General features: G+C 41.9%; 15 protein-coding genes. 1 reads left to right on the top strand and 14 read right to left on the bottom strand.

Annotation, left to right across the window (positions count from 1 at the left end; translation table 11 throughout):
* Nucleotides 1–17: 17 nt before the first annotated feature.
* The 12 genes from E0485_RS24590 to E0485_RS24535 form a co-directional block, all read right to left on the bottom strand.
* Nucleotides 18–494, bottom strand: coding sequence for a cytochrome c oxidase subunit II (locus E0485_RS24590; RefSeq protein ID WP_132420676.1), 477 nt, complete (start codon nt 492–494; stop codon nt 18–20).
* A 65-nt stretch (nt 495–559) separates the two neighbouring features.
* Entirely contained in the window at nt 560–730 is a 171-nt protein-coding gene (locus tag E0485_RS24585) for a cytochrome c oxidase subunit 2A (protein ID WP_132420674.1), read from the bottom strand.
* 224 nt (nt 731–954) lie between these two features.
* Entirely contained in the window at nt 955–1,602 is a 648-nt protein-coding gene (gene sigH, locus E0485_RS24580) for an RNA polymerase sporulation sigma factor SigH (RefSeq protein ID WP_132420672.1), read from the bottom strand.
* A gap of 120 nt (nt 1,603–1,722) precedes the next feature.
* Nucleotides 1,723–2,235: an NYN domain-containing protein gene (locus E0485_RS24575; RefSeq protein ID WP_132420670.1), complete on the bottom strand. Its 513-nt coding sequence runs from the start codon at nt 2,233–2,235 to the stop codon at nt 1,723–1,725.
* 6 nt (nt 2,236–2,241) lie between these two features.
* Entirely contained in the window at nt 2,242–2,982 is a 741-nt protein-coding gene (gene rlmB / locus E0485_RS24570) for a 23S rRNA (guanosine(2251)-2'-O)-methyltransferase RlmB (RefSeq protein ID WP_132420668.1), read from the bottom strand.
* Between the two features lie 13 nt (nt 2,983–2,995).
* Nucleotides 2,996–3,424 (bottom strand): Mini-ribonuclease 3, encoded by a 429-nt coding sequence (locus E0485_RS24565; RefSeq protein ID WP_207911053.1) that lies wholly within the window; start codon nt 3,422–3,424, stop codon nt 2,996–2,998.
* Nucleotides 3,425–3,449: 25 nt separating this feature from the next.
* A complete protein-coding gene (gene cysS, locus E0485_RS24560) occupies nt 3,450–4,847 on the bottom strand; it encodes a cysteine--tRNA ligase (RefSeq protein WP_132420666.1) in 1,398 nt (465 codons plus the stop codon).
* Nucleotides 4,837–5,520: a serine O-acetyltransferase EpsC gene (gene epsC / locus E0485_RS24555; RefSeq protein ID WP_132420664.1), complete on the bottom strand. Its 684-nt coding sequence runs from the start codon at nt 5,518–5,520 to the stop codon at nt 4,837–4,839. The genes cysS and epsC overlap by 11 nt, the downstream gene beginning before the upstream one ends.
* Before the next feature lie 505 nt (nt 5,521–6,025).
* The gene (gene gltX, locus E0485_RS24550) at nt 6,026–7,483 is read right to left on the bottom strand and encodes a glutamate--tRNA ligase (protein WP_132420662.1); all 1,458 of its coding nucleotides are present in this window, start codon (nt 7,481–7,483) and stop codon (nt 6,026–6,028) included.
* A gap of 46 nt (nt 7,484–7,529) precedes the next feature.
* Entirely contained in the window at nt 7,530–8,006 is a 477-nt protein-coding gene (gene ispF / locus E0485_RS24545) for a 2-C-methyl-D-erythritol 2,4-cyclodiphosphate synthase (RefSeq protein ID WP_132420660.1), read from the bottom strand.
* A complete protein-coding gene (gene ispD / locus E0485_RS24540; RefSeq protein WP_132420658.1) occupies nt 8,006–8,707 on the bottom strand; it encodes a 2-C-methyl-D-erythritol 4-phosphate cytidylyltransferase in 702 nt (233 codons plus the stop codon). The genes ispF and ispD overlap by 1 nt, the downstream gene beginning before the upstream one ends.
* 165 nt (nt 8,708–8,872) lie before the next feature.
* Nucleotides 8,873–9,937 (bottom strand): PIN/TRAM domain-containing protein, encoded by a 1,065-nt coding sequence (locus E0485_RS24535; protein WP_132420656.1) that lies wholly within the window; start codon nt 9,935–9,937, stop codon nt 8,873–8,875.
* 172 nt (nt 9,938–10,109) lie between these two features.
* On the opposite strand from E0485_RS24535, the gene E0485_RS24530 reads away from it, so the two are divergent.
* The gene (locus E0485_RS24530; protein ID WP_132420654.1) at nt 10,110–10,505 is read left to right on the top strand and encodes a nucleoside triphosphate pyrophosphohydrolase family protein; all 396 of its coding nucleotides are present in this window, start codon (nt 10,110–10,112) and stop codon (nt 10,503–10,505) included.
* A 171-nt stretch (nt 10,506–10,676) separates the two neighbouring features.
* On the opposite strand, the gene E0485_RS24525 is transcribed toward E0485_RS24530, so the two are convergent.
* On the bottom strand, nt 10,677–10,937 hold the full coding sequence (locus E0485_RS24525; RefSeq protein WP_132420652.1) for a hypothetical protein: 261 nt from the start codon (nt 10,935–10,937) through the stop codon (nt 10,677–10,679).
* 212 nt (nt 10,938–11,149) lie between these two features.
* On the bottom strand, nt 11,150–11,890 hold the full coding sequence (gene pssA, locus E0485_RS24520; protein ID WP_132420650.1) for a CDP-diacylglycerol--serine O-phosphatidyltransferase: 741 nt from the start codon (nt 11,888–11,890) through the stop codon (nt 11,150–11,152).
* Nucleotides 11,891–11,913: the final 23 nt, after the last annotated feature.

Genomic DNA, 11,913 nt, shown 5'->3' with positions numbered 1-11,913 from the left:
GAAGTTAATAAGATCCCTTATTTGACAATAATTCTCGCTTGCATGACTTCATGACCTGTGCCGCAATATTCATTGCAAAGAACGAGATATTCGCCCGGTTTGTCAAATTTATAACTTAAATGATTAATTTCACCTGGAGTTACCATCATGTTCACTGTCGTACCGACAATCGAGAAGCCATGAACAACATCTTTACTTGTAATATTGAACATTACCGTTGAGCCTGCTGGTATTTCCATCTCGCCTGGATCGAACGAGAATAGGTAAGCTGTCATGTTCGCTTCATACAGGTTATCACCCGCTTGAATAAGTCCAGGTTTATCAAACGGTGGCGTTGTATCCACTTTCGTTGGATCGATCCTTCCATGTGCACTATCGCTTGTCGGCGGATTCATTCCCATTGCAAAACCAGAGATCCCCACTATCGCTAAAAAAATGATGAGCATTGCTATTCCAATGGATAGCCAAATTTTCTCTAAACGATGAATTTGCATACTTTACCTTCTTTCCCCATAAATGACGTTGGTCTGAAGCTTGATAACATGGCTGAATCACATTGCTACGTTCGGTGAATGAATAGCAAGAAGACAAGCACCCAAGTAATCAGAATGACACCTCCGACAATCATAACTGATGCAAACGTGCCTTTAAGGGAGGGCTCACTATCTTTTCTGCTCGGCTTTGTTACAACGACGGATTGCCCCTGTTTCTTAATTACCGGTTTATCCATACTGCACCTCCAAAATATCCCTGTTTATGGCACAATTCTATCATTCGCTCTCATGCACCAATTGTGATATTAATCACAGAATGGAGTAAATTTGTTACTAAATTGTTAATTTTCAAATTATTTACGTGATCGTTTTCATAGTATCAAGTAGGGTTTGTGTGTATACAAAAAAGACAAGCAATCGATTGCTCGACTGCTTGTCTGATTGTTTATTATGATAGAAATTAGACAAGATCTCTAACTTCCAAATACCGTTCCAATTTACGTTTCACGCGCTGTAAAGCGTTATCAATTGATTTGACATGACGATCAAGGTCAACTGCAATCTCCTGATAGGAGCGACCATCAAGATAAAGCATTAACACCTTACGTTCCAGATCGCTTAATATTTCACTCATCTTATCTTCAAGTCCAGTGAATTCCTCTTGATTAATGATAAGTTCTTCTGGATCCGAAACCTTAGAACCGCAAATAATATCCAGGAGCGTCCGATCCGAGTCCTCATCATAAATGGGTTTATCTAAGGAGACATAGGAATTAAGTGGAATATGCTTTTGTCTAGTTGCTGTCTTGATCGCTGTGATGATCTGCCTCGTAATACAAATCTCCGCAAAGGCTTTGAATGATGCCAGCTTGTCCCCGCGGAAATCACGGATGGATTTATATAAGCCTATCATTCCTTCTTGCACGATATCTTCTCGATCAGCGCCAATTAGAAAGTAGGAACGCGCCTTGGCTCTGACAAGGTTGCGATACTTATTAATCAAATATTCAAGCGCTTCACTATTGCCTTGTCGGACAGACTCGATTAAATCTTCATCCAGCGCGAGATCATATACGTTCATTCTCAATTCTTTGAGGTCGACACTCACTATAATCCCTCCGGCCCATGAAGCTTGAAAAATTTACAAACTTTAAGATACGTTCAGTATACATGAAGGAAACTTACATCGTCAACGGGGTTAATTACAATATTTACCGTAAAAACAGGATTATTCCCCTCTTCGCATACGTTCAAATTTCTCTCTCATAGCAGGATCCATAAACTTATCGAACGTATTCCGTTCTGGAATCAAGTCATTTGCGATCTTTCCTTGTATCTCTTTGCGACTATTTCTTACTTTAACCAATAGCTCATTAGCAGACATACGTAGTGCGCCTTTGCCGAATATAACATGTTGTTCTATCATATCCGAGGTCGCAACGTACACTTGCTTTCTTCTGCCGATTAAATCAGTTACCAACCGCTCAATTAGCTCATCCGCCGTTTCTTTCTCCTTCGTGTATAGAACACTTAATCTGCTCTGCGAATACTGTTTTCCTATTCCGGGAACCAGATAGGCATCAAATACAAGATAAGTCTTCATCCCAGAGAAAGACTGATATTCCGCTAGCATATGGATGAGCGAATTGCGCGCTTCCTCCAAATTCACATCCTTGAGTTTGCTTAGCTTCGGCCAAGCCCCAATAATGTTATATCCATCAACAATCAAAAATTCCTGCATCCCTCATCAGCTCTGCTTACGCTGTCTAACGACCTCATACATCAGAACACCAGCTGCAACAGAGGCGTTAAGCGAGTTGATTTTGCCCTGCATAGGAAGCTTGACTAGAAAATCGCATTTTTCCTTGATCAATCGTCCGACGCCCTTCGCTTCATTCCCAATGACAAGTGCGATCGGCATAGCAAAATTACTGCGATATACATCATCTGCTGCACTAACATCTGTGCCCGCGACCCATACGCCACGTTCTTTTAACTTATCAATAGTTTGTGCAATGTTCGTAACACGTGCAACTGGCACGTATTCCACTGCACCTGCGGAAATTTTGGATACAGTAGCTGTTAAACCTACGGAGCGGCGTTTGGGAATAATAACCCCATGCACACCTGTGCAATCCGCTGTACGAAGAATGGAGCCTAAGTTATGCGGATCTTCAATTTCATCCAGAATCAAAATGAACGGATCCTCACCGCGTACTCTTGCAGCTTCGAGAATATCGTCGATCTCCACATAATCATAAGCAGCAACTTGGGCTACAACACCTTGATGCTGCAATCCCTCTGCCATCGTATCAAGCTTACGCTTGTCCGCAAATTGAACAATAATACCGTGCTGCTTAGCCTCAGCGATAATAGGCTGTGTAAGTGCCTTCTGCCCATTCTCTGCTATCCAAATTTTATTTATCGTACGTCCTGCCTTCATCGCTTCCAGGATCGAATGCTTCCCACCAATAAACTCCTCTGACATCACGAGTCCCCCTTTATTTATTTATCAACATATCAAGCAGCTCTCTTAGCCGAGCATGCTCACCCTTATAATGCAAATAACCAATCAAGCATTCCATCGCCGTGGAATGACGATATTCGAGCACATCCGCGTTCTTCGGAATCGAACCTGACTTGGCATTGCGTCCACGACGCACAACATCCTGTTCCTCCTCCGTTAGCAGCGGAAGCCATTGTTCGAGCGCCTTCGATTGTGCCTTAGCCGAAACATAACGTGTCGCAGTACGGTGCAAATAATTCGGTCTTTGGTTCGGCTGGCTAATCACGACTTGCCTGATGAACAGCTCGAAGATCGCATCACCAACATAAGCCAGCACCAATGGATGAATCAGTGCTGGATTTTTGTCAGGTGGATAAAATAATAAATTCATATCCATTTGTACATCTGGATTGTTATCTGTCATAGTCTACCCTTCATTCATTCTTCTTTTATTTGCGGCGCCAGCGAATTCCTTGTGGTGTATCCTCAAGAAAAATGCCTTTCTCTGTCAACAAATCGCGAATTTCATCCGCACGTGACCAGTTCTTATCTTTACGAGCTTGCACCCGCTCCGCAATGAGTGATTCAACTTCCTCATCTAATAAATCGCCATTCTCGCTTGGCAATATACCCAGAACAGCATCAAAAGCTTTAAATGTATTTAGCAAGCTTTCAATCGTTTCAGCCGTTACCCGCTCCCGCTTCAAGTATATATTCGCCTCGGATACAAGATCGAAGATCGCTGTAATTGCATCTGGTGTATTGAAATCATCATTCATTTTGGATTCAAAATATTGTTTAATCTCTTCGATGCGTGCAGCAACTTGCTCGTCAACAGGACCATTTAGGGCTACCGATAAACGGTGCTCCAGATTCGTAATCGCATTCCAAATGCGGTCAACAGAGCTGTCTGCTTGGCGAACCGTTTCCTCACTGAAATTCAGCGGATTGCGATAGTGAGCATTCAGCATAAAAAATCTTAGCGTCTGTGGACGAATTTGTTGACGAATATCTCTTAGCATCACAAAATTGCCAAGTGATTTGGACATTTTCTCATTATCCATGTTGATAAAAGCATTATGCATCCAATAATGAGCCATCGGTTTACCTGTAACAGCTTCAGACTGCGCAATTTCGCACTCATGGTGCGGGAACGTCAAATCCTGTCCGCCGCCATGGATATCAATGGTTTCGCCAAGATATTTTTGAACCATTGCCGAGCATTCGATATGCCAGCCAGGACGGCCTGCGCCCCAAGGCGATTCCCATGAGATCTCTCCTGGCTTCGCACCTTTCCATAGAACAAAATCCTGCGGATTCTCTTTGCGATCATCCACTTCTATGCGAATCCCATATTGCAATTCATCCAGATTCTGATGCGAAAGCTTACCATATTCGTCGAATTTCGTCGTTCTGTAATAAACATCGCCGCCGCTTGGATAAGCAAAGCCTTTCTCAACTAGACGTGCTATGAATGCGATAATAGCATCGATGTTCTCCGTTACGCGCGGATGATGAGTAACCGGATGGATGCCAATTGCTCGCACATCTTCCAAATACGCCTCGATAAATCGCTCTGCTAATGCACCAACTTCTTCACCTGTTTCCTCTGCAGCACGAATAATTTTATCATCTACATCTGTAAAATTGACAAGATACGACACATCATAACCTGAATAAGTTAAATATCTACGCACTACATCAAAGAAAATTGCCGGTCTGGCATTCCCGATATGAATATAATTGTATACCGTAGGTCCGCAAACATACATTTTGACCTTGCCTGGCTCAAGCGGAATGAATTCTTCTTTTTGCCTCGACATCGTATTATAAATTTTAAGTGTCATGATGGATGACGCCTCCATTCTTTTGATTTGCATCTGCAAGCTGGTGCTGTAAATCATGGATCTGTTGTTTAAGCTGATTAATCTCTGTCGTTAAATGATGACATATATCGATAATTGGATCTGGCAAATCGCCATGATTCAATCGTTCAATCCTTACACCATCGCGCTTCACAATTCGTCCAGGAATCCCTACGACTGTACTGTTAGGCGGCACTTCCTTCAGCACGACTGCATTTGCTCCAATACGTGAGTTATCCCCTACAAAGAATGATCCGAGCACCTTAGCCCCGGAAGAAATAACAACGTTATTCCCAATCGTCGGATGACGCTTTCCCTTCTCATTGCCTGTTCCGCCAAGGGTTACGCCTTGATAGAGAACAACATCATTCCCAATCTCGCAAGTTTCACCGATAACAATCCCCATACCATGGTCGATAAATAGCCTTTGACCTAACCGAGCGCCTGGATGAATCTCAATCCCTGTAATGAAACGAGAAGCCTGCGAAATAATACGTGCAATTGTATACATTCTCTTCTTAAAAAACCAATGAGCGAAACGATGATGCCAGATCGCGTGAACTCCCGAATAGGTAAAAATAATTTCAAATGTGCTTCGAGCTGCCGGATCATTCTCATACACCGCTTGGATATCTGATTTCATTGTCTTCCACATACACGACTCCCTCTGGCATCTAACTACCAATCAAGCTATGACAACTTCATTTGCGCTCAAGATCTATGTTGTGAAAATTGTTGTGAAAATAAGTGGATCTCGCTTCACCGTCATTCTTACCCACAAAAAAAGCCCCCACAGCCTATGAATAGGCTGCAGAGGCGTGTGTATTGACGCGGTTCCACTCTGCTTGTGACAAATTCTAGTGCAGCTGCATATGCAGCCAATCTTGTTGTCACACTTATACGCTAATAACGGAAGCGATCCGGCTCACACCTACTTATATCCTTACGGGCAGTTCGGCGCAGCAGCTCCCAGGTGCATTTTCGGTTGTTCGGGTCTAAATGATTTGCAGCCATAACCATCTTCTTGATGATTAAGATCATTCTCTCTGGGAAACCCTCAGCAGAATCGACTAAGATTCATAACCTACTTTTCCTGTTCAAAGCTATTCTGATTCATTTACAAAAATAGTATTACCTACAGTATATCCAAAAGAATGCATTTATGACAACAGGTTCTGTAGACGAGCTTGTACTTTTTCTTTACCAAGTAAATAAATCGTCATATTCAAATCACGTCCATGCATTTGACCAGTAAGGGCTACACGAATCGACATGAATAGCTGTTTGCCTTTATAACCTGTATCTTTTTGTACATTCTTAAGCAGTCCTGCAATGATTTCTGGTGTATATTCCTCTGTTTGTGTAATTTGTGCTAAAAACGCGCCAACTACTGTAGGCACATGCTCTTCTTGCAACAATTGCGCTGCTTCTGCCTCGAAATTTAGCTCTTCTTGGAAGAACAATTCAGATAGCTCTACGATTTCAGAAGCATGGTTCATTTGCTCTTGATAAAGCTTCACAAGATCCTTCGTCCAGCTATATTGCGCATCTGTTAATGTCGCAGGCAATAGATTAGCCTTCTGTAGATGTGGAATCGCCATTTGAGTCAGACGATCTGGATCTGTATTTTTAATGTAGCTGTTATTTAAATGGTTTAATTTATTCTTATCAAATACGGCAGGGCTCTTGGATAGACGTTGCTCGTCGAATACCTCGATAAGTTCCTCACGAGAATAGATCTCCTGTTCACCTTTAGGCGACCAGCCAAGTAAAGAAATGAAGTTGAACATCGCTTCTGGCAAAAATCCAAGATCATCATATTGCTCGATAAATTGAATAATGGATTCGTCACGCTTGCTAAGCTTCTTGCCGTTATCACTAACGATAAGCGTCATATGTCCGAAGATCGGTGCTTCCCAGCCGAATGCATCATAGATCATAAGCTGACGCAAAGTGTTCGTCACATGATCTTCACCACGAAGGACATGGGATATCTGCATGAGGTAATCATCAATTACAACGGCAAAATTGTAAGTGGCAATACCGTCTTTTTTGATAATAACCCAGTCGCCAGTTGTTGACGCATCAAACGTAATTTCACCTTTAACGATATCATCAAAAGTATATGAACGACTTTGATCCACGTTAAAACGAATACTTGGCTTGCGACCTTGCGCTTCAAGCTCTGCACGCTGCTCTGCAGTCAAATGACGACATTTGCCTGAGTATTGCAGGTTAAGACCTTCAGCCGCTTGCGCTTCGCGCTCTTGTTCAAGCTCTTCTTCCGTACAATAGCAGTGATAAGCCAAGCCACGATCGATCAGATCCTGCGCATGCTTCGTATAAATATCAAGGCGTTCCGTTTGACGGTATGGACCATATTCACCACCGATATCAATGCTCTCATCCCAGCTAATTCCGAGCCATTTTAAATACTTTAACTGACTTTCTTCACCGCCAGCAATATTACGCTTAAGATCCGTATCTTCAATACGAATGATCAATTTGCCGCCATGGTGACGGGCAAACAAGTAGTTGAATAATGCTGTTCTTGCATTCCCTATATGCAAATGCCCGGTTGGACTTGGGGCATATCGTACGCGAACTGGTCTAGTCATTTGCTTGTACCTCGCTTATTCATAAATAATTTATTATCATAGCATATTACATTTTTACAAGACATACAACGGACTGGGCTGCAATTCCTTCGCCTCTGCCGGTAAATCCGAGACGCTCAGATGTCGTCGCTTTGACATTCACCTGATCGACATCCGCATCCAATGCATCCGCAATAATTTCAGCCATTTGCGGAATATATGGAGCCATCTTGGGCTGCTGCGCAATAATGGTAGAGTCAATATTGCCAAGCTTGTAACCTCGTTCCTTAACCATTGCCCAGATATTTTTGAGCAAAACTAAGCTATCTGCATCCTTAAATTCAGCCGCTGTATCTGGGAAATGTTTGCCAATATCGCCTAACGCTAATGCGCCTAATATAGCATCCGTAATAGCATGCAGCAAAACATCCGCATCCGAATGCCCTAATAAGCCTTTCTCATAAGGGATGTCTACCCCACCAATTATACATTTGCGGCCTTCTACTAACTGATGCACATCGAATCCTTGTCCTACACGAATCATTAACCCTTCTCTCCCCTCACATTATGTATAATCCATTCCGCCATTGGCAAATCTTCTGGTGTTGTAATTTTGATATTGTAATAATCGCTTTGTACAACCTGTACGGTTATACCTAGTCGTTCGACTAACATCGCATCATCCGTCCCTAAGAAATGATCATGCGCTGCACGTTCATGCGCCTCCCTTAAGACAGAAAGCCGAAAAGCCTGCGGCGTTTGGATAGCCCACAAGCTTCTACGATCAGGGGTTGACTGAATTTGCCCCTCAGCATTCACAACTTTAATTGTATCTTTAACAGGTACAGCAAGTACAGCAGCATCTGTCTGCATCGCTTCTCTTACGCAAGCAAGAATATGCTCTTCTGCCGGAAATGGTCTGACCCCATCATGAATCAGGACCCAATCGATATCGGAAGAGAATGCCTCAAGTCCAGCTCTCACGGAATCCTGACGCTCTACCCCTCCGACTACAATCGACCGTACCTTATGTAATTTATATTGCTCGATATAGGATTGACATCTTGCCTCTTGTCCATCAGAGACAACAAGTACGACGGAATCCACTTCTTGCATTCGTTCGAATAGCAGCAATGTGTGTACAAGGATTGGCTTGTCCCCAAGCGATAAGTACTGCTTACTCTCGGCAGTTCCCATCCGCGTTCCTTTCCCTGCGGCAACCACAAGTGCGCCAAGTCTCCCCATGTTTCTCTCTCCCTAGTATTCAGATGTTTTGATGATCGGAAGATTATTTATCAGCCGAGTAAATGGAGAGTTGTATATGGTCCGGAAAGCGGATGTAGGAGTATATACAAGCTCGTAATTTACGATCACGGCAGCACAATTTAATCTTCCTTAATCATACATGGATTACTGGGCTTTTTCCAATAGTTTTGGCTTGGCGAAGATCATTCTACCTGCTGATGTTTGAAGTACGCTTGTAACCATGACTTCGAGCATAGATCCAATGAACTCTCGACCACCTTCAACTACGATCATCGTGCCATCATCTAGATACGCAACACCTTGTCCATACTCCTTGCCGTCTTTGATTACCTGTACGAGAATTTCTTCTCCTGGTAATACGACTGGCTTAATGGCATTTGCGAGATCATTGATATTCAGTACGGCTACGCCTTGCAGCTCGCAGACTTTATTCAGGTTAAAATCATTCGTGATCACTTTCCCGACAAGCAGTTTCGCCAGCTTAACGAGCTTGGAGTCAACCTCCGAAACCTCTTCAAAGTCACCTTCATAAATAAGTACTTTAACATCAAGTTCCTTCTGAATCTTATTCAGAATATCGAGTCCTCTTCGACCACGATTGCGTTTAAGCAAGTCAGAAGAATCTGCGATATGCTGAAGCTCCTCCAGAACAAATTCTGGTATGACAAGTGTCCCTTCAATAAATCCTGTCTTGCAAATATCTGCAATCCGTCCATCGATAATCACCGATGTATCCAGAATTTTGTGCTCCAGATCTTTACCATAGGTCTTGCCACCATCCAAGCTGACTTGAAGCTTATTAGCCAAGTGAGCAAGCTCCTCTTTCTTGCCAAAACCAATTCGAAATCCAATGAATCCAAGAATAGCTGTTACAAATAACGGAAACAAAGGTCCTAGCCAAACCACACGATCAAGTGATGGAAAGAGCAGAATCGAAACAATTAACCCTGACATCAGACCAAATAAGCCTGCAAACATCCCTGATAAAGGGACACTACCCAGGTTTGTCTCCCCACGTTTCATTAATTTCATCCCATAATTTGCGAGTCCAGCTGTAAATCCGAACATTCCAGCTACAATAACTAATGTAGCAAGTAAGGCAATTCCAGGACTTGATTCCAATCCAAGCGCATAAACGATTGCATCGCTCCATTGATATCCTAATAAGCCACCCATAATAGCGCATAAGAATCCTATCCATTTTTTCATGACAGACTTCACCCCCATATCTTTTTATAAGCAGATTAGAACATTTCTTCTTATCTATTTACAATTATGTTCCAAAAAACGGATCACTAATCATAAAATTGAAATAATAATCCGTATCTTATATAATTAATTCATCATGAATTGCGAACTGATTATGAATGAGGTGAATGGAATGACCGCTCCTACGCTCATGGATTTCCAAGACCAAGTATCAGAATTATTACTCCGTCACCGAAGCCTTCTGGATGTGTTATCTAAACTTCAACAGTCTAGTGCTGCAATGAGTCGATCTGTCATTAAAGCAACGACAGAATGTGGTTGCATCGAAGTGAATGCTTCCAAGCAGCCATACTCGCCAGAAATGTCTTTGGAGGACGCTAAGAAACAACTAGGTACGCACATGAATGGCAACCTATGCGAGAACTGTAAAGAAATCGTCGAAGCGGAGATCGGCAAGCATTTATTTTACATCGCTGCACTTTCCAATCTTCTCGACATCGATTTGGAACAGGTTGTCGCCAATGAATCGAAGAAATGCGCTACGCTTGGTTTATTCAACATGGCTTAGCATGAACGTAAGATATAATCAAAAGGAGCCTTCCCCAAGATAGATTATTTTCTATCACGGGATAAGCTCCTTTTCTGTATTACAGAATTTATAACATTTGTATCATAAATTCTGAGTAATACCTTAAGAAACGTATCCGTCCTTAAAGACGGTGAAACCGTTTCTTCTTGTCTATGGCTTATCTATTTTTTCTTGTAGATCCATTAATTGAATCTTTAATGCTTGAATTTGATTAAACAGCTTCCTTATAACAAAACAAAACAAAATCAAAATTATACCACCAAATGTATAAAGATAGGTTTTAGTTACAAGAACCATGAGATCAAAATCTTGAAGGACACTATAATTTGACAAGTAAGACCATATACCTTTAATCAAAATAACAACACCGGCAAGTAACGTTAAGTCTATTAACCATCCATTTTTTCTCACGCTCGACCTCCCTTATTTACGAAAATATAGGAATTATGTATATTAGTTAAATTTTAACATGGTCTATAATTATCTTCAAAATAATAATTAACAGGAAGTTTTCCAGCTAAACACTTTATTGTACAGTGATAAAATCGGCAGCTTCGAGATACCCAAATAAAAAAAGATGGCTTCCATTTAAAATGAAAGCCATCTTCTTATTCTTTTACACACTAGAAATTAAACTTCGATTTCTTCTCTTCTTGATTGTGCTCTTTACGGTTCTTACGACGAATTTTGGTCACTACACCATCAACGTTTTTTTTTAGGCCATAAAGTGCATACACAAGCAGTAACACTAGAATTCCTTTGGAAATGTACTCCGGGAAGCGAAGTGCTAATACCACTGCCAGAATGGCCACGATTGGTGTAAGCCACACTGCTGCTTTCGGAATGCCAGATTTTTTGAAATTCGGATATTTAAGACGTGATACCATTAAGTAAGAAAGCAATACTGTACTTAACATAAGCAAATAAACAGATATGTCTTTGTTAAATAAGGCAAGTGTACTTAGGATACCCCCTGCTGCCGGAATCGGAAGTCCAATGAAATATCCTGGAATTCCAGCAACAACGTTAAACCGTGCCAATCGAATCGCGCCACAAATCGGGAAGATCGCTGTTACGATCCAAGCCGCATAGGGATTGATATCTGTGAAAGCCACATAGTACATAATAAACGCAGGAGCAACACCGAAAGAGATAACATCGGATAAAGAGTCCAGCTCTTTACCGAATTCACTTTGCACATTTAACGCTCTTGCAACCCTGCCGTCCAGACCATCAAGCAACATCGCAACGATAACAAGTACCGCAGCTTCTGTCGGCTTCTCGTTAAAAACGAAAATGATGGCGAGTATACCTAAGAAAAGATTTCCGAGTGTAAATATATTCGGAAGCGATTTAGCAATCATTATTTGTCCACCTCTAGTTTTAC

The organism is Paenibacillus albiflavus, from assembly GCF_004344915.1.
Lineage (GTDB): Bacteria > Bacillota > Bacilli > Paenibacillales > NBRC-103111 > Paenibacillus_AM > Paenibacillus_AM albiflavus.
The sequence above is the reverse complement of the archived record's forward strand: the minus strand, read 5'-3'. Positions and strand labels throughout refer to the sequence as shown.